The 18,224-nt window shown below is 63.6% G+C and carries 18 protein-coding genes; 9 read left to right on the top strand and 9 right to left on the bottom strand.

Features of this window, described 5'->3' with window-relative positions:
- Nucleotides 1-45 precede the first annotated feature (45 nt).
- From AC07OE_RS15690 to AC07OE_RS15715, 6 genes are all read right to left on the bottom strand, one after another.
- Complete coding sequence (locus AC07OE_RS15690; RefSeq protein ID WP_495071510.1) at nt 46-1,653, bottom strand: FAD-dependent oxidoreductase; 1,608 nt, start codon at nt 1,651-1,653, stop codon at nt 46-48.
- Entirely contained in the window at nt 1,653-3,206 is a 1,554-nt protein-coding gene (locus AC07OE_RS15695; RefSeq protein ID WP_495071511.1) for a polyamine aminopropyltransferase, read from the bottom strand. The genes AC07OE_RS15690 and AC07OE_RS15695 overlap by 1 nt, the downstream gene beginning before the upstream one ends.
- Before the next feature lie 100 nt (nt 3,207-3,306).
- Entirely contained in the window at nt 3,307-3,525 is a 219-nt protein-coding gene (locus AC07OE_RS15700) for a DUF350 domain-containing protein (protein ID WP_479595996.1), read from the bottom strand.
- 20 nt (nt 3,526-3,545) lie between these two features.
- Complete coding sequence (locus AC07OE_RS15705; protein WP_495071512.1) at nt 3,546-5,069, bottom strand: DUF4178 domain-containing protein; 1,524 nt, start codon at nt 5,067-5,069, stop codon at nt 3,546-3,548.
- A 12-nt stretch (nt 5,070-5,081) separates the two neighbouring features.
- Entirely contained in the window at nt 5,082-6,116 is a 1,035-nt protein-coding gene (locus AC07OE_RS15710) for an SPFH domain-containing protein (protein ID WP_495071513.1), read from the bottom strand.
- 90 nt (nt 6,117-6,206) lie between these two features.
- The gene (locus AC07OE_RS15715) at nt 6,207-6,569 is read right to left on the bottom strand and encodes a SpoIIAA family protein (protein WP_495071514.1); all 363 of its coding nucleotides are present in this window, start codon (nt 6,567-6,569) and stop codon (nt 6,207-6,209) included.
- A gap of 152 nt (nt 6,570-6,721) precedes the next feature.
- Here AC07OE_RS15715 and AC07OE_RS15720 point away from each other — a divergent pair, with 152 nt between their 5' ends.
- Nucleotides 6,722-7,483 carry a nucleotidyltransferase family protein gene (locus AC07OE_RS15720; RefSeq protein ID WP_495071599.1) on the top strand — a complete coding sequence of 254 codons (762 nt, stop codon included), beginning with the start codon at nt 6,722-6,724 and terminating at the stop codon, nt 7,481-7,483.
- Between the two features lie 4 nt (nt 7,484-7,487).
- Nucleotides 7,488-8,882, top strand: a complete 1,395-nt coding sequence (locus AC07OE_RS15725; protein WP_495071515.1) for an aminopeptidase P N-terminal domain-containing protein — start codon at nt 7,488-7,490, stop codon at nt 8,880-8,882.
- An 11-nt stretch (nt 8,883-8,893) separates the two neighbouring features.
- On the opposite strand, the gene ypfH is transcribed toward AC07OE_RS15725, so the two are convergent.
- From ypfH to AC07OE_RS15740, 3 genes are all read right to left on the bottom strand, one after another.
- Entirely contained in the window at nt 8,894-9,577 is a 684-nt protein-coding gene (ypfH, locus tag AC07OE_RS15730; RefSeq protein WP_495071516.1) for an esterase, read from the bottom strand.
- Nucleotides 9,570-10,775, bottom strand: coding sequence for a multidrug effflux MFS transporter (locus tag AC07OE_RS15735; protein WP_495071517.1), 1,206 nt, complete (start codon nt 10,773-10,775; stop codon nt 9,570-9,572). The genes ypfH and AC07OE_RS15735 overlap by 8 nt, the downstream gene beginning before the upstream one ends.
- 64 nt (nt 10,776-10,839) lie before the next feature.
- Nucleotides 10,840-12,186, bottom strand: coding sequence for an esterase-like activity of phytase family protein (locus tag AC07OE_RS15740; protein ID WP_495071518.1), 1,347 nt, complete (start codon nt 12,184-12,186; stop codon nt 10,840-10,842).
- Between the two features lie 193 nt (nt 12,187-12,379).
- On the opposite strand from AC07OE_RS15740, the gene AC07OE_RS15745 reads away from it, so the two are divergent.
- From AC07OE_RS15745 to AC07OE_RS15775, 7 genes are all read left to right on the top strand, one after another.
- Entirely contained in the window at nt 12,380-12,862 is a 483-nt protein-coding gene (locus AC07OE_RS15745) for a rubrerythrin family protein (protein WP_495071519.1), read from the top strand.
- A 94-nt stretch (nt 12,863-12,956) separates the two neighbouring features.
- Nucleotides 12,957-13,121 carry a rubredoxin gene (locus AC07OE_RS15750; RefSeq protein ID WP_495071520.1) on the top strand — a complete coding sequence of 55 codons (165 nt, stop codon included), beginning with the start codon at nt 12,957-12,959 and terminating at the stop codon, nt 13,119-13,121.
- Between the two features lie 47 nt (nt 13,122-13,168).
- Complete coding sequence (locus AC07OE_RS15755) at nt 13,169-14,380, top strand: NAD(P)/FAD-dependent oxidoreductase (protein WP_495071521.1); 1,212 nt, start codon at nt 13,169-13,171, stop codon at nt 14,378-14,380.
- A 148-nt stretch (nt 14,381-14,528) separates the two neighbouring features.
- Nucleotides 14,529-16,889, top strand: coding sequence for an NADP-dependent malic enzyme (locus AC07OE_RS15760; RefSeq protein ID WP_495071522.1), 2,361 nt, complete (start codon nt 14,529-14,531; stop codon nt 16,887-16,889).
- A gap of 190 nt (nt 16,890-17,079) precedes the next feature.
- On the top strand, nt 17,080-17,433 hold the full coding sequence (locus AC07OE_RS15765) for a guanyl-specific ribonuclease (RefSeq protein WP_495071523.1): 354 nt from the start codon (nt 17,080-17,082) through the stop codon (nt 17,431-17,433).
- A gap of 34 nt (nt 17,434-17,467) precedes the next feature.
- A complete protein-coding gene (locus tag AC07OE_RS15770) occupies nt 17,468-17,869 on the top strand; it encodes a barstar family protein (RefSeq protein WP_310343533.1) in 402 nt (133 codons plus the stop codon).
- A complete protein-coding gene (locus AC07OE_RS15775; protein WP_495071524.1) occupies nt 17,848-18,066 on the top strand; it encodes a hypothetical protein in 219 nt (72 codons plus the stop codon). Before AC07OE_RS15770 ends, AC07OE_RS15775 begins: the two co-directional genes overlap by 22 nt.
- Nucleotides 18,067-18,224 lie beyond the last annotated feature (158 nt).

Consider the following 18,224-nt stretch of genomic DNA (forward strand, 5'->3'; position numbering starts at 1 on the left):
CGTTGCAGAAATTAGAGAACGAAACGCGCCATCCGTCAAGCGGCGTTATGCGCCCGCCAGATGGCCCAAGGTGAACGCCTCTTCGAAGATGGAATAGCCCGCCCAGTCGCTATGGGCGAAGCGCAGACGATCTTGGGCAAGCGTGAATTGCTCTTTTTTTGATAGCTGCTTGCGCATATTCGACGGGGGCTGGAAGCCAATTTGGCCTGCAACCGATGGCGCCGGGATGGCCATGGCGTGGCCATAGCGGGTCAGCTCCATGCGCGTGGTCTTGGCGGGCAGGTCCGGGTGGGCCGTGGCCAGTTCGGCCAGGATGGTGTCACGCCAATGGGTCCACGGCTGCTCCAGCAGTTGTTTGCGTCCGGCACTGGGGCCACCGGCCACATCGCCCAGCGCGCGGTAGTGGGTAAGCACGGTGGCTGCAGGTACCGGGTGCAGGCTCTGGTGCATGGCATCCACATAGCCCAGTCCGCCACCGGCTTCGGTGTAAATCACGTTGTCCCAGCTAGGCGCCGCACCGGGCCGGTCGTGCAGCGGTTCGCGGATATGGATGTTGGCCACCAGCCAGGGCGCGTAAACCACGCGCTGTGCGGCCTGGCGTAGAAAGTCGGGCGCACCTTCCACCACGCGCGCCGCCGCAAAAATGGGCAGCGCCACGATGGCCTGCTGCGCCTGCCAGCGTTCCACCTGCTGCGTGGCGGTGTTGAAGGCGTCCACCTCCACGCCGTGCCGGCCCTGCGCCACGCGCAGCACCACACAGCCCGTGCGCAAGCGCTCGCCCAATGGTGCAGCCATACGGCGCGTGAGCCAAGCGTTGCCCTCGGGCCAGGTGAGCAGGCCCTCACGCTCGGCCAACTCGGCCCCCGGCGCATGGAAGCCGTGGCGGCTGGCGAAGTAGTGGATGCCCGCCCAGGCCGACACCGTCGCGATGCCAGCGCCGTAGTCATCGCGGCAGCAGTAGTCCAGGTACCAACGCAGGTGTGGGTCGGTCAGGCCGTTCTGTTCCAGGTACGCTATGAAAGTTATAGCTGCCAGCGCACGTTTCACGGGGGCTGGCGGCTTGTTTTGTATGGGAATCGTCCACGAGACCGCCTGGCGCAGCTGCTCCACCAGCGCCGAGAACCTGCGGTATTGGGCCAGCGTGGACTCGCCCACGCCTTGCACCGGCAGCAGTCCGTCCTGCCAGGCGCCGTGGAAGAACAAGCGCTCCTGCGGGCTGTGACAGAGGTGGCGTTCGTCGTACTGCCAGCGCCCCGCCACGCGCTGGCGCAGGCCCAGTTCTTCCAACAAGTCTTGCACGGCGGGCGCATCGTCGCCGGGCAAGGGCAGGTAGTGCGCGCCCAGTGGACAGGCGATACCGTTTACCGCGCCGCCGCGCGCATTGCCGCCCGCGCTGTCTTCCAGCTCCAGCAACGCAAAGTCGTCTTGCCCGCGCAGGCGCAATGCGCGCGCGGCCGCCAGCCCCGCCACGCCACCACCGGCAATGACGGTGTGCGTGCGGCGCGTGACGGCGGGCGCCGGCCAGGCCGTGGTGTCACGCAGTTGGTGGCCGCGGGCGTGGGCTATGCCAGTGAAGCCACCAGTGATGTCTGTTTGCGCGGAACAGGCCACCAGCGGCACGGCGGCCGACGCCAAAAAGTGGCGGCGTTGCATCACTTCGCCACCCTGCCCCATTCTTCTTCGTACGTCGTCACCAGCACCTGGTTCGACAGGCGGTTCACCTCGGTGGGCACGCGGCCCATGTCCTGCGGAAAGTCGAACAACAGCGGCAGGCTGGGCACGTTCAGAAAGCGCAAGCCTGCGGGCAGGGCCGTGGGCATGCGCCAAGGGCGCCGGCTGGCGAGCACAAAGCCCCACTCGCCGAAGCTGGGCACATGGGCGTGGTAGGGCGTGGCGGTCAGGCCTACGGACTCGATGGTGGTGACCACGGTCCAGAAACTCTTGCGCGCGATGAGCGGCGAGGTGGTCTGCACCACCGCGTAGCCACTGGCGGCCAAGTGCTTGTCCAGCAGGGCGTAGAAGGCGTTGGTGAACAGCTTGCCAACCGAGAAGTTGGTGGGGTCGGGAAAGTCGACCACGATGACGTCGAACACCGCGTCGGTGCCCTGCAGCCAGGTGAAGGCGTCGGTGTTGATGACTTTGACTTTGGGCGAGCGCAGCGACTCGCCATTGAGCGCGGCCAGCTCGGGCGTCTGGGTGAACAGCGTAGTCATGGCCGGGTCCAGCTCCACCAGCGTGACCTGCTCCACGCCCGGGTATTTCAGAATTTCGCGCACGGCCATACCGTCGCCGCCGCCCAGCACAGCGACCTTCTTGGGCGCCGCGCCGCTGGCCGAGAACGCGGCCATGGCGGGGTGAACCAGGGCCTCGTGGTAGCGGTATTCGTCGCGCTGGGCAAACTGCAGGTTGCCGTTGAGAAACAGGCGGTAGCCCATGCGGCCCTCACCGGGCGCGTAGGTCACCACGATGCGCTGGTAAGGCGTGGTCTGCGCGATGACGGCTTTGTCCTGGTACAGCTTGTCTTCGGCCCAGGTGGTGATGTGGTCGGCCACCACCATGCCCGCACCCAGCAGGGCCAGCGTGGCGGCGCAGGCCCAGGCATGGGCGGCAAAGCGGCGCAGCTCATGGCGGAACAGCCACAGGGCCCACAGCGCCACCACCGCATTTAGCAGCCCAAACAGCAAGCCCGTGCGCACCAGCCCCAGCTTGGGCACCAGCAGCAGCGGAAACGCCACCGACACCACCAGCGCGCCCAGGTAGTCAAACGTGAGTACCTGCGAGACCAGATCCTTGAGCGCCACGTTGCGCTTGAGGATGCGCATGACCAACGGAATCTCCAGCCCCACCAGAATGCCCACCAGCAGCACCATGGCGTAGAGCACGAAGCGAAACGACCCAGGCAGCATGGCATGCGCTACAAAAAGAGTAGCCGGCAAAGCACCACCGGCAAGGGCCACCATCAGTTCTATGCGCAAAAAGTGGGCGCTGAGCTGGCGCTCGAAGAAGCGCGACAGCCAGGAACCAATGCCCATAGCAAACAGGTAGGCGCCGATGACGGTGCTGAACTGCAGCACCGAATCGCCCAGCAGGTACGAGGCCAGCGCACCGGCGGCCAGCTCGTACACCAGCCCGCAGGCCGCCACCACAAACACCGAGGCGAGCAGGGCCACCTCCACAGGGCGCGGCCCGGCAGCGTGAGAAGACACAGGTTTCACCGCCGGGCCGCCCCAAGGTGTGGACTTGGGGTTTTGCCAAACGCGCCCCTTCGGGGGGCAGCGACCCGCGCAGCGGTGGAGCGTGGGGGCATCAATGAATAGCAGCCGCCACGATGATGCAGATGCCCAGCGACATGGCCGCCACCACCAGCGCCAGCGCCTTGTTTTGCTTTTCCACAATCTCCAGCCACAGGTTGTAGGGCGTGATCTTGTCGATGATGATGAAGCTGATCCAGAAGATCAGCACCCCCATCACCGCATACAGCACCGAGCCCAACACAACATCCGGTTTCAGCCAATCCATGGTCATCTCCTTGAAAATTCCAACATCTATTTGTGCCCACCGCCCGACGAGAACCCGCCGAACGAGCCACCCGAGGTACGGTAGCTGCTGCTGGTGCAGTTCTCCACATTCGGGTCGCAATCCGATGAGCAGCGCGACATGGCCAGGAAGATCAGCACCACCACGATGAAGATCCAGAACTCCTGGCGCATAAGCGGGTTGTTGGTCGACACCAGCGGCCCCACGTCCGTGCGCTTGAGCAGGTCCTGCTTGTCTTTCAACTTGAAGGCCATCGCCACCGTTGCACTGTCAATGGTGCTGCCCACCGACCAGGTCAGCTCGTTGGCCGACTGTTCCAGCGACAGCAGGTTTCTGCCGCTGCTGTAGTCGCGGTTCTCGGTCACCTGGTCGCGCCGCACCTGCCAGTAGAACTCACCCACCACATAGTTGGTGCGCGCGGTGTAGCGCTCCTTGAGCTGGTAGTTGGTGCCCAGGTACTTGGCGGTGAGCTGGTTGCTGCTGACCTCCGGCGCCCCGGTGGCAGGGCGCACCAGGCTCCAGCCTTCGGTGGAATCCACCAGAAAGATGAAGCCGCGCTTGGCGTTGTACAGCAGGTACTCTTCCCAGCCAAAGTGTTCGTCCGGGTCGCTGGGGTCGGTACCCATGCGGTGCTGAAAGCCCACCACTTGCCACTGTGCCCCCTGCAACATGCCCGTGGTGCCCAGCGGGATCAGCGGCTGCACCGGTTCGTCCTGGATGGCGTGTTTGAGCTCGCCACCAATGCCTTGCGACAGGTCGATGATGCTGTTGCATGAGCTGCAGCTCATGCTTTGGCTACCCGCCAGCTTCACGGTCAGCGTGGCGCCGCAGTTCGGGCAGGCAAACTGCCTGCCTTTCTCATCCTTGGCCGATTCGTCTTTGAGGCCCGTGAGCTTCAGATCCTCCAGCAGCACCGACTTGCCCATGCTCACGCTGGGTGGCTGGCTGCTGTAGTCCACACTGAGCACCTCACCCACGCCCTTGGCATCCACCGCCTGGCTGCGCAGCTCCACCATCGCGAAACTGGTGCCCAGCGCGGGCAGGCGCGGCAGCTCGCCCTGCGCAGCAATCAGAGCGACCGATTGGTTGGAGGCGACGGTGAACGATTTGCCATTGATGGCCGTGGTAGCGCCCACGCGGAAGCGCTCGGCCGGCGGCATCTCGCGCTGCACAGCCTGCGCCGTGGTGAACACATAGGCGCCGTTGTCTTCGCTCAGGTACGCACTACTGCCGTCACCCAGCACCGCATGCCACTCGGTCCAGGTACCTTCGCCGTATTTGTACTGCAGCCGACCCAGCAGCGTGAAGCTTTGGCCGCTCCAGGTACCACCGGCCTGCAGTTGCAACGGACTGTGGTCATCGAACAGCTCGGCCATCTTGCCGATGCGCTGCAGCACATCACCATTGCGCACCACCGTGCTCTGGCAAAACGCACAGACCGCATGCGTGCTCTGCGCACTCAGGAAACTGACGGGCGCGCCACACCCCGGGCACGGTGCCCGGTAGGCGCGCTGCGGGGATTCAACCGCCATGCTTTGGGCGGCTTAGACGAGCTTCTTGAGCAATTCCGCCTTCTTGGCGTCGAACTCTTCCTGCGTCAGGATGCCTTTGGATTTGAGGTCCCCCAGTTTCTCCAGCGTGGCCATCACGTCTTCGGGCTTCACCCCGGCCACCTGTACCGCAGCAGCAGGCGCCGCGTTGCCTTGCAAACCAGCGGCCAGGTTCTGCGCCAGCACCTGACCCAAGGCCACACCGGCCCCCAGGCCCATGGCATCGCCCGCCACGCCGCCGCCAGAACCCGCGCCCTCGGCGAATTTGGGGATGGCCTGTGCGGTCTGGTACTGCATGAACTTGCCCATGTCGTTGCCGACCATGCCCATACCGATCTTCTGGTCCAGGATCTTCTGCAGCTCTTCGGGCAGCGAGACGTTTTGCACCGTCATGCCTTCGAGCTTCAGACCGATCTTCTCGAACTCGGGCGCGAGCTGGCGGGTCAGTGCCTGCGCAAAACTCAGCTGGTTGGCTGCCAGGTCCAGAAACGCAATGCCGCTGCCAGCCACCGCGTTGCTGATGTTCTGCAGCACCAGGCCACGCAACTGGCCATCGATGTCGGCCGTGGTGTAGCGCTCACGCGTGCCCGAGATTTCGGTGTGGAAGAGCTTGGGGTCCGCAATGCGGAAGTTGTAATTGCCAAAGGCACGCAGGCGCACGGCGCCAAAGTCTGCATCGCGGATGGTGATGGGCTGGGGCGTGCCCCACTTCTGGTCGATCTGTTGGCGCGTGCTGAAGAAGTACACATCGCTCTTGAAGGGGGACTCGAACAGCTTGTCCCAGTTCTTCAGGTAGGTCAGCACCGGCAGCGTCTGTGTGGTCAGCTTGTGGGTGCCGGGGCCAAACACGTCGGCGACTTTGCCCTCGTTGACGAAGACCGCCACCTGCGACTCGCGCACGATGAGCACACCACCATTCTGAATTTCCATGCCCGCCATGGGGAAGCGCCAGGCCAGCGTGCCGTCGTCTTCCTCAGTCCATTGAATAACGTCAATAAACTGTTTCTTGATGAAGTCCATCAGTCCCATGGCCCGCTCCCGTTGGTAATTTGGAGCGGAAATGATACTTCTCGTGCGTGGCAACACCAAACCAACCACTTGGCACCTCAAAGCAAGAGGTCAATCCGTCAACCAGGCCCTGGCGAACTCTTCCTGCGCTGCGGGGAAGTACTCGATCTGGAACGGCACCATGGTGTTGAACAGGAACAGCAGCGCGTTGTCGCGCCAGCGCAGGTCCCCCACCACGGCCAGGCGAATGATGTGGCGCTTGATGTAGTGGTCCACATCAATGTCATCCCAACGAACGAAGGCCTCCAGATTGGAGAAGCCCGGCTCCAGCCGGATGGTTGCCAGACAGGGCCCATGCTGCTGCATGAGGTCGTGCACCTGGCGCTTGCTGGCATCGACTTCGGCACGGCGCATGGTGCCACTGACCCGGATGGTGACCAGGTTGGGCGCTTCAAATTCGACGAGAACAGTCATCGCGAGTTTCCAACGTTGTGGGTATCGGCAAAACGCCAAGCGCCCATTCTCACGCATCGCCCTGCACTGGGCTATGCTTTGAAGCCCCTAACAATGGACCCACGCCTTTGTCTGCCCCAACTCCCTCCCCGCTCGCGCACCCGGCCCCTGCCATCGTGCTGGCCGCCGGCCGCGGCGAGCGCATGCGCCCGCTGACCGACACCTGCCCCAAACCCCTGCTCGAAGTGCAGGGCAAGCCCTTGATGCAGTACCACCTGGAGGCGTTGGCGCAAGGCGGCTTTGGCAGCGCGGTGGTGAACACCGCCTGGCTGGGGGAGCAGATTGAAACACGCTTTGGTGATGTTTTAGACCTGCAGCCCGCGTCAAATATAACCAATCAGCTATTAAAAACAGAGCAAATTGCCTTGTACTACTCGCACGAAGGGCGCGACTTTGGCGGCGCACTGGAGACCGCGGGTGGCATTGCGCGTGCGCTGCCGCGGCTCAACACGGTGTTTTGGTCCATGGCAGGCGACGTGTATGCGCCCGACTTCGCGTTCACCCAGGCCGCAGTGGACCGCTTTGCGGCCAGCGGCAAGCTGGCGCACCTGTGGCTGGTGCCCAACCCGGCCCACCACCGCAAGGGCGACTTTGGGCTGGAGCAGGTGGACGCCCACGGCGTGGGCTTGTGCACCGACCCGCCCGCCGACAGCAGCACCCAGCGCTACACCTACAGCACCTTCGCGCTGTTCCGCCACGCGTTGTTTGCCGCGCCCTGGTGCGACATTCCCGCCGGCAACCCGCAGGGCATCAAGGCCCCGCTGGCCCCGCTGCTGCGCAAAGCCATGGCGCAAGCACAGGTGAGCGCCGAGATTTACACTGGTCGCTGGACCGATGTCGGCACGCCCGAGCGGCTGGCAGAACTCAACACCTGACACCATGACACACCCACTGACTGCAGACTACGCCCAACGCCGCGCCACGCTGGCCGCCCGCATTGGCAAGCACGGCGTGGCCGTGCTGCCCACCGCACCCGAGCAGCAGCGCAACCGCGACGCGGACTTTCTGTTCCGCCACGACAGCTACTTTTACTACCTGACCGGCTTCACCGAGCCCAAGGCCTGGCTGGTCATCACCGGCGACGGCAAGACCACACTGTTTTGCCAACCCAAAGACCTGGAGCGCGAGATCTGGGACGGCTTTCGCCTGGGGCCCGATGCTGCGCCGGAACTGTTGGGCGTGGACGCCGCCTACTCGGTGGACGAGCTGGACCAGCGCATGCCAGCGCTGCTCGATGGTGCCGATGCCGTCTGGTACCCCTTTGCCACGCACAAGGGCCTGGAAACGCGCGTGGACGGCTGGCTCAGCGGCCTGCGCGCCCGCGTGCGCTTTGGCGCGCTGACGCCCGAGCAGACGCGTGACCTGTGCGGCCCGCTGGACGAGATGCGCCTGGTGAAGGACGCTTACGAGCAGGACACCATGCGCCGCGCCGCGCAGATCAGCGCGGGCGCCCACATCCGCGCCATGCAGCTCAGTGCCCGCATGCTGCGCGAAGGCAAGGACGTGCGTGAGTACCACCTGGACGCCGAGCTGTTGCACGAATTCCGCCAGCACGGCTCGCAGTACCCGGCCTATGGCTCCATCGTCGCCGCGGGTGCCAACGCCTGCGTGCTGCACTACCGTGCTGATGCCGGCGCCGTGCGCGATGGCGAGCTGGTGCTGATCGACGCGGGCTGCGAGCTGGACGGCTACGCCAGCGACATCACGCGCACCTTCCCGGCCAACGGCAAGTACAGCGGCCCGCAGCGCGCGCTGTACGACCTGGTGCTGGCCTCGCAGATCGCCGCGGTGAACGCGACCAAGGCCGGCGCCCGCTTTACCGACCCACACGAGGCCACCGTCAAGGTTCTGGCGCAGGGCATGTTGGACCTGGGCCTGCTGAACAAGAACACCGTGGGCAGCCTGGACGATGTGATCGAAAGCCGCGCCTACTTCCAGTTCTATATGCACCGCACCGGCCACTGGCTGGGCATGGATGTGCACGACTGCGGCAGCTACACCGAACCCAGCGAGCTCGGCCAGGGCAGTATGCGCAAGGATGCGCTGACCGGCGCAGAGATCATCAATCGCCCGGCACGCGTACTGCGCAGCGGCATGGTGCTGACGATTGAGCCCGGCATCTACGTGCGCCCGGCGCCCGGCGTGCCAGAGCAGTTCCACAACATCGGCATTCGCATCGAGGACGACGCCATCGTCACCGACACCGGCTGCGAACTCATCAGCCGCGGCGTGCCGGTGGAGCCGGACGCAATTGAAGCGCTGATGCGCGGCTAGTCCGCCGGGGCTTATTGCGCGGACGCGTCACCCGCCTCGGCGGCGCGGTGCACTTCTTCCCAGTGGCGTTTGGGCAGGTGGCCCAACAGGCGCTCCACGACGGTCTCGACGACCTCGGCCGTGATCTCATGACCCAAGAACGGGATCACATCGGCCGTTACATCCGCGCCCAGACTGATCAGGTGCTCGGCGGCCGACACGGTGTAGCCATAGTGCATGACCGCGTCGCTCTTGCCATGCACCATGTGCAGCGTGGTGTGGGCATGGGGCAACTGTGGCAGCTGGGCAAAGCGGCCGGACAAGGCCACCACACGACCTGCCAGGTGCTGGGCCAATTGGGTGGCTTCCAGCGACATGATGGCGCCCTGCGAAAAGCCCACCAGGGCCGTGGCCTCGGCGGCAACGCCGCTCTGGGCCTGCCAGCGCTGCACCATCTTCACAAATTCGGGCATGGCCTCCGCCACGCGGGCGGGGCGGTTTTCTTCGGTAATCTCGCGCACCGAAAACCACTGGTAACCCTGGCCAAAGTCGGACACATGGGGCGCCTGGATGCTGACGATGAGCGCATCCGGAAAGGCGGCTGCCAGCTGCTGGCCCAGTGGCACCAGGCCCTGGGGTGTGGCGCCCACGCCGTGGTTGAGCAGAAACAGTTGTTTGGCAGGGCCTGCAGGTTGTTGGACGACGATATCAGCCATGGTGTGCCTCCTGGGTGTGGCCGTGGCCGCGCAGGGTGATGCGCGCGAACACAAACGCCACGATAGCCGATCCCGCAATGCCGGCAACCATGGGGCGCGCGGTGCCGTCCGCCAGCACGCCGGTCACCGCCATCACCACAGCGCCCGTGACGAACTGCAAGGTACCCATCAGCGCGGAGGCCGTACCGGCAATCTCGCCATGCTCGTCCAGCGCCAGCACGGCCGTGGTCGGCACCACCAGCCCCAAAAAGCCGTAGCCGATGAACATCATGACAATCATCACGTCCAGCCGATCGATACCGGCGAGGTTCACCGCCAGCAGCAGCGTCATCATGGCGGCATAGCCCACCACCGCAAACTTCACCAGGCGCACCAGGCCAAAGCGGGCGCTGAGCTTGCCGGTGAACTGCGAAATGCCGATGAACGAGGCCGCATTGGCCGCAAACGCGATGCTGTACTGGCGCGGCGTCAGGCCATAGTGGTCGATCAGCACAAAAGACGAATTGGCCAGATAGGCAAAGAAACTGGAGATGCCGAAGGCACCGATGAACACCAGCCCCAGGAAGTGCTTGTCGCGCAACAGCACGCCGTACGCAGCCAGGGCGCTGCCCACGCTGCTGTTCACGCGTTCCTCGGCAGGGCGGGTTTCGGGCAGGCTGGTGGCCAGTAGGATCAGGCCCAGCACGGCGGCTACGGTCACGGCCCAGAAAACGCTGCGCCAGCCCACGGTCTCGATGAGCACACTGCCGGCCAGCGGCGCCAGGATGGGCGACACGCTGAACACAAGCATGAGCAGCGACATCAGGCGCGCGGCGTCATGGCCAGTGTGCAGGTCGCGCACCACGGCGCGCGGCACCACCATACCGGCGCAGGCACCCAGGCCCTGGATGAAGCGCAGCACCACCAGGGTATGGATATCGGGTGCCAATGCGCAGCCCACGCTGGCCACGGCAAACAGCACCAAGCCAAAGTACAGCGGCGCCTTGCGGCCCACCATGTCGGACACCGGGCCATAAATGATCTGGCCAATGCCCAGCGCGATGAAGAAGGCCATGAGGCTGGCCTGCACCGCGCCCATGGAAGCGCCCAGGCTCTGCCCAATGGAGGGCAGGGCGGGGAGGTACATGTCGATGGCGAAGGGGCCGATGGCCGACAGCAGGCCAAGCACCAGGGCGGTGCCGAGGAAGGAAGTTTTCATAGGGGCGAGAGCATACCCCCGCCCCTCCAACCTGCGGGGGCCTGGGGGTACTGCAGCACAGGCCTTAGTTGGCTTTCAGGAAATCGCCCACTTCCAGGAGGATGAGCTCGTTGTCGTCGGCCTTGTTGGGCTCACGGCTACTAGAGAAGGGCAGGTTGTTGTCGTTGCCCACGATGATGTGGGTGGCGTCCACCACGTCCACGTTCTCGATGGTGAAGAAAGGGAAGGCCAGCACGCCATTGGTGAGCGGCTTGCGCGCCAGCGCCTTCGGATCGGCAATGGCCATGAGGTCGATGTAGCCCACTTTGCGCAGCGGGCCGCCCACATTGGCCTCGTTCAGCTCCACCTTGTAGACGCGCTTGAACTTGGCGATGTCATGGAAGCAGTCAGTGCGCTTCTGGCCTTCGGGGCAGGCCTTGTCGGCCGTACCTTCGCCGTTGTCGCGCTCGATGATGAGGCCCATGCTGTCGTTGACCATGTTGAAGTCGCCAATGGCATTGCTGTTGGCTTCCAGCAGGTACTTCCAGTGGCGGCCGGTCCAGCGCTCGGCCTTCACATCAAATTCCAGCACGCGCAGGTACTGCTTGCCATCCAGCGCCTCATAGGCCTTGGTCGCGTCGTCCCACACGGCGCCTTCCAGCAGCGCATAGAGCTTGCTGCCATCGGGCGAAGAAGCCATGCCCTCAAAGCCCTTGGAGCGGCGCACCTGAAATTTCACCTCGCCACCGGGCGCGCCGGGCGTGGTCACTGCGGGGTGGTCGGGGGAGCGCACCACCTTGCCGTCCACTAAGGTCTCGAAAACGGCCTGCACCTTGCCCTTTAGGTCGGCCTTGATGAGGTAGGGGCCAAACTCGTCGCCAATCCACAGCGCGCCACCGGCGAACTGAAAGCTCTCGGTGTCAAAGTCCGAGCCGGTCAGGTAGCGCTGCTTGGTGCCTTCGTGGACGATGCGAAACGGCACTTTCTTGTCCGGGTCGTGCAAAAAGATGGTGCCCAGGTGTTTGAAGTGGCCGGTCTTGAAGTCCACCGTGTAGTGGTTCAGGTAGAGCATGGCATCGGGCGAATTGGCCTTGGTGCCAAAGCCGTTGTCGGTGATCAGCCAGTAACTGCCGTCGTGCATGCGCTTGATGCCGGAATGGCCCTGCAGTGGCTGGCCCTTGAACGGCAGTGACACACCCGTGGGGCGCCCGCCGGACAGGCCTTCCACGCTGCCCAGTTTGTCCACGCGCTGGCCAGTGGTGAACTTGCCGCTGATTTGCAGATCTGCCGGTGCGTCCTTGGGCGCAGGGATGAAGCTGTAGGCGGGCAGCACGGCGTGGCCGGCCAGAGTGGCGGGGTAGGCCTGCTGGGCCTGGGCCGGCAGCACCAGCGTGCTGAACACTGCAGCCGCCAGGGCAAAGGGATAGCGCATGGGAAAGTCCTCCGTGGAAAAAGGAGGCAGTGTTCCCGCGCCATGTGACAAACCGGTGAAGGCGGCACGTCGCATGATAGCTACTATCAATGTATTAGTAAAAGTCGATTTGTATTTTCGTGTGGCTGTCCCTACCATTGCGTCCATGGCTGCAGAAATGGTTTCTGTAGCACCCAATAACCAGGAGAGCACCATGTCCATCGCCAGCCGCCCCGAGATCAAAACCTTCGCCAACCTCGAATCCGCCTTTGCCGGCGAGTCCATGGCACATATCAAGTACCGCTACTTCGCCAAGCTGTCGCGGGAGATGGGCGACGAGGCCACGGCCCGCGCCTTTGAGGAAACCGCCGACCAGGAAGTCATGCACGCCTTTGGCCACCTGGACCTGCTCTACCCCAAGGCCAGCATGACACCGGCCAAGGCACTGCAGATCGCCATCGACGGCGAGACCTACGAGTACACCGAGATGTACCCCGGCTTTCGCGCTACAGCCGAGGCGGAAGGCAACGCCGCCGCCGTGGCCGAGATGAACGAGCAGATCGAGGAAAGCAAGGTGCACGCGGCACAATTCAAGGCCACGCTGGAGAAAGCCCAAAAGCGCTTTGCCGCTCTGGCCCGTGTGGAAGAGCGCCACGCCGCCCACTACAAGGCCCAGTTGGCCAGCCTGAGCACCTGAGTCACACCGTCATCACTATAAATTTGATAGCTACTCGCGCATATTTTGCGCGGGCTAGCGCCTTATTTAACCCATAACTTGAATCGAGAACCCCATGAACACCTACATTTGCATCGTTTGCGGCTTTGTGTACGACGAGGCCGCCGGCCGTCCCGAAGACGGCATTGCCCCCGGCACCGCCTGGGCCAGCGTGCCCGACAGCTGGGAGTGCCCGGACTGTGGCGTGGCCAAGGCCGACTTCGAGATGGTGGCGCTCTGATCTAGACTCGCTGCTTCCTTCCACCTGAACGCCTCTGAGCCCACCGCATGAGTGACCTGACCCCTTCCCAGCCCGCCACTTCCGCCCCCCTCCTCATCATCGGCGCGGGCTTGGCCGGCTGGACCACGGTGCGCGAGTTCCGCAAACTGGACACCACCACCCCCGTGGTGCTGGTCACTGCGGACAGCGGCGACTTCTACGCCAAACCCACACTCTCCAACGCCTACGCCCAGAAGCGCACGCCGGCCCAGCTGGTGAGCACACCTGCGGCCAAGATGGTGGAGACACTCAATGTCACGTTGCTGGCCCAGCACCGCGTGGAGTCGCTGGACACGGTGGCGCGCAGCGTGGTGCTGTCCCACGGCGGCCAGATGCAGACCCTGCACTACAGCCGCCTGGTGCTCGCCACAGGCGCCCAGCCCATCCGCATTCCCGTGGGCGGTACAGCGGCAGACCAAGTCAAGTCGATCAACAACCTGGACGACTTCGGCGCCTTCCACCAGGCCCTGGGCCTGGACCCCAGTGCCGCGGAACCTGCAGCGCCCAAGACCGTGCTCATCATGGGTGCGGGCCTGATCGGCTGCGAGTTTGCCAACGACCTGGTGCACGCCGGCGCCACCGTACATGTGGTGGACCCCGCCGCGCGCCCGCTCTCGCTGCTGCTGCCCGCAGAAGCGGGTGAGCAACTCAAGGCGGCCCTGGAAGCACTGGGGGTGGTCTGGCACTTTGGTACAACGGTCACCGCGGTGGACACGGCAGATGTCGGCCTGCAGGTGCAGCTGGCCGACGGAAGCCAGGTCGCCGTGGACATGGTACTTAGTGCCATCGGCCTGCGCGCCGACACCATGCTGGCAGCTGCAGCAGGCTTGGCTTGCGAGCGCGGCATTGTGGTGGACGACCTGCTGCAGACCTCAGCCCCCGGCGTCTACGCGCTGGGTGACTGCGCGCAGTACGCATCGGCCGGGCAGCGCACGCTGCCCTACGTGATGCCGATCATGAATGCGGCCAAGGCCCTGGCCGCGACACTGGCCGGCACGCCCACCACCCTGGTGTTTCCGCTCATGCCCGTCAGCATCAAAACCCCCGCACTGCCCATCGTGGTGGCTGCGGCACACCCAGCCTCGGCGGGCGCATGGACGGCAGGCGACGGCGAGGGCATCTGGCAGTTCATGGGTGCCGACGGCACCCAGCGGGGCTTTGTGCTCACCGGCAAAAGCACAGCCCGCCGCATGGAACAAAGCAAAGCGACGCTGCCCTGAACAGCTGGGAATAACCCCATTCTTTATTCGCATAAAGTTAGCCTTCTCTGCAGCCGTGCTGCTGCGGTCGAGGTCTACAATCCAAAGCCCATGACCGAGCCGGGGGACATGCGCGTTTGCTAGAGCCCCTCGCCGCAGAGGACCTTTAATGCCCCAGCAACCCGCGCCCCTCGTCCCCCATCCCCCTGTTTCCAATTCGGCCGAAAAGAAGGCCCAGCTGCGCCAGGCAGCTCTGGAGTACCACGAGTTCCCCACGCCCGGCAAAGTGGCCATCTGTGCGACCAAGCAGCTGATCAATCAGCATGACCTGGCGCTGGCCTATTCGCCCGGTGTGGCAGCGCCCTGCGAGGAAATCGTCAAGGACCCCAACAACGCCTTCAAGTACACCAGCCGCGGCAACCTGGTGGCCGTCATCAGCAACGGCACGGCCGTGCTGGGCCTGGGAGACATCGGCCCGCTGGCCTCCAAGCCGGTGATGGAAGGCAAGGGCGTACTGTTCAAGAAGTTTGCCGGCATCGATGTGTTTGATCTGGAGATCGACGAGAAGCACGACCTGGACAAGCTGGTCGACATCATTGCCTCGCTGGAGCCCACCTTTGGCGGCATCAACCTCGAAGACATCAAGGCGCCCGACTGCTTTTACGTCGAACGCAAGCTGCGCGAGCGCATGAAGATCCCGGTCTTCCACGATGACCAGCACGGCACCGCCATCTGCGTGGGTGCTGCCATGCTCAACGGCCTCAAGGTGGTCGGCAAAGACCCCAAGAATGTCAAGCTGGTGACCTCGGGCGCCGGTGCGGCTGCGCTGGCCTGCCTGGGCCTGTTGGTCAAGCTGGGCATTCCGCGTGAAAACATCTATGTGACCGATCTGGCCGGCGTGGTCTATGAAGGCCGCACCGAACTGATGGACGAGGACAAGGCCCAGTTCGCCCAGAAGACCGACGCACGCACGCTGCGCGAAGTGATTGCCGGCGCCGACATCTTCCTGGGCCTGTCCGCCGGCGGCGTGCTCAAGCCCGACATGGTGGCCTCCATGGCGGCCAAGCCACTGATCTTTGCGCTTGCCAACCCTACGCCCGAAATCCTGCCCGAGGAAGTAAAGGCGGTGCGCGACGACGCCATCATGGCCACCGGCCGCACCGATTACCCCAACCAGGTCAACAACGTCTTGTGCTTCCCCTACATCTTCCGCGGTGCGCTGGATGCTGGGGCCTCTACCATCACGCTGGAGATGGAGATTGCCGCGGTACACGCCATTGCCGAGCTGGCCCAGGCCGAGCAGAGCGAAGTAGTGGCCGCGGCCTATGTAGGCGAGCAACTGGCCTTTGGCCCCGAGTACCTGATCCCCAAGCCGTTTGACCCGCGCCTGATGATGAAGATCGCGCCGGCCGTAGCCCAGGCCGCAGCCGACAGTGGCGTGGCCCTGCGCCCCATTCAGGACATGGATGCCTACCGCGAAAAGCTGCAAAGCTTTGTCTACGCGTCCGGCACCACCATGAAGCCCATCTTCACGGCCGCCAAAAAGGCGCTCAAAAAGCGGGTGGCCTATGCCGAGGGAGAGGACGAACGCGTGTTGCGCGCTGCCCAGATCGTGGTGGACGAAGGCTTGGCGCTGCCCACGCTGATTGGCCGCCCCAAGGTGATTGCCGAACGCGTAGAGAAATTCGGTCTGCGTCTCAAGGAAAACGTGGACTACAACGTGGTCAACGTGGAGCAGGACCACCGTTACCGTGACTTCTGGCAGACCTACCACCGGATGACCGAGCGCAAGGGCATCACCGTCCAGGTGGCCAAGATCGAAATGCGCCGCCGCCTGACTCTGATCGGCTCCATGCTGCTGCACAAAGGTGACGTGGATGGCCTGATCTGTGGCACTTGGGGCACCACGGCCCTGCACCTGCACTACATCGACCAGGTGATCGGCAAGCGCGCTGGTGGTGGAGGCCGCACGGCGCCACATGTGCCCATCTATGCCTGCATGAACGGCCTGATGTTGCCCAACCGCCAGGTGTTTCTGGTGGATACGCATGTGAACTACGACCCCACGGCCGAAGAGCTCTGCGAGATCACGGTCATGGCGGCCGAGGAAATGATGCGCTTTGGCTTCAAGCCCAAGGCCGCCCTGTTGTCCCATTCCAACTTTGGTAGCAGCAACGAACCCAGCGCCATCAAGATGCGCACAACCCTGGCACTGCTACAACAGCGCGCGCCATGGCTAGAGGTGGACGGCGAAATGCACGGGGACGTGGCGCTGGACGGAGCCGCCCGCAAGGTGCTGATGCCCAACAGCAATCTGCACGGCGATGCCAACCTGCTGGTGCTGCCCAACATCGACGCGGCCAATATTGCCTACAACCTGCTCAAGACTGCGGCCGGTGGCAACATTGCCATTGGACCCGTGCTGCTGGGGGCCTCCAAACCGGTGCATGTTTTGACGGCCAGCACCACGGTGCGCCGCATTGTGAACATGACGGCACTGACCGTGGCTGACGCAAATGCCACCCGTTAAAGGTTTTGGTAACAGTTAGCACACACTTTACTTTGTAAAGACCCCGCAGGCCTTGCTCATTTCTTGAGCAAGGCCTTGCTTTTTTGTGCTGAATCCACGACACTACATCCTTGCTTTTCGGGGTTTACCCGCGGTAGTCACATAAGGATTCAGGGTGCGCAAGGGTGTATTCAAGTTAGTACTTACTGGCTTGGTTTTGTCTGCCGCGGTATGTGCAGACCTCACCTTCGCCAAAGACGCACCTTGGCCATCAACCACTTCCACCGTGGAAGTGGGCAGCCTTCCAGCCCCTGCCCGCGCAACCTATGCGCTGGTCCGGCAAGGCGGTCCATTTCCCTACGCCAAGGATGGCGTGGTCTTCGGCAACCGGGAGCGTTTGTTGCCCTTGCAAAAGCGTGGCTACTACCGGGAATACACCGTGAATACACCGGGATCTTCGGACCGGGGAGCACGACGAATTGTGTGCGGAGGCCCAGCCACCGTACCAGATGCCTGTTACTACACGGCCGATCACTATGCGAGTTTTCGCAAGATCGTGCCCTGAATTGAATTTTGTACTTTGAGAAAGAGAATCGGGGATGGATACGCCACTTCGAACTGTCAGAACGAATATCGTTCAATCAATCCGTGCGTTCCGCGTGTCGGATTTGCAGGAAGCCGCCCAAGGTTTGGGACATCACTTTCTGTACGCCAACCTGGCTAACGCGCAGACCAAGCAGGATGTGCTGGACATGATTGGCCAGCAATTCATGTTGCCGGCTACCGTCAGCAAGAATTTTGACGCGCTGTACGATAGCATGACCGACCCGGTGCACAAGTCGGGCCCACAGCCTGGCTTCATCGCCGTGCTGGAACACATTCCGGCGAACGTGAAGTTCGACAAGGAAGCGCGCGAGCAGCTGCTGGATATTTTCCGCGACACCGCTGACTACTGGGGAGACCGGAAGATACCGTTCCGATGCTTCTATTCTTTTCTGTAGCCCGTTCTGCACACACCAGCCAAGCAGAACGGGCGAACGAGGCAAGCAGCGAGGCCGTGTCCACCGAGGTGGTCGGCGTCGAAGTGACTACCGAAGCCGGCGAGAAGATGCCCACCGACAAGTTGTTGGACGTCTCTCCCCTGGCGCTGCGCATGAGCAGCCCCTTCAACGCAGGGTACTGGCTGGCAGCCGCGTAAGCGGGAAGCCCCCACATTCCTGCCGGGCGGTTCGCCGCCCAAAACCAAGCCTGTCCTCGCGACAGGCTTTTTTTTGGACGCTGTACTATTGCGGCAAACAAAGAGACACTCGTTGGCATGGGCATCCTGGCAAGGCTTTTACCCAAGGCGCTGAAGCG

It is taken from the genome of Rhodoferax sp. GW821-FHT09E07 (assembly GCF_059416145.1).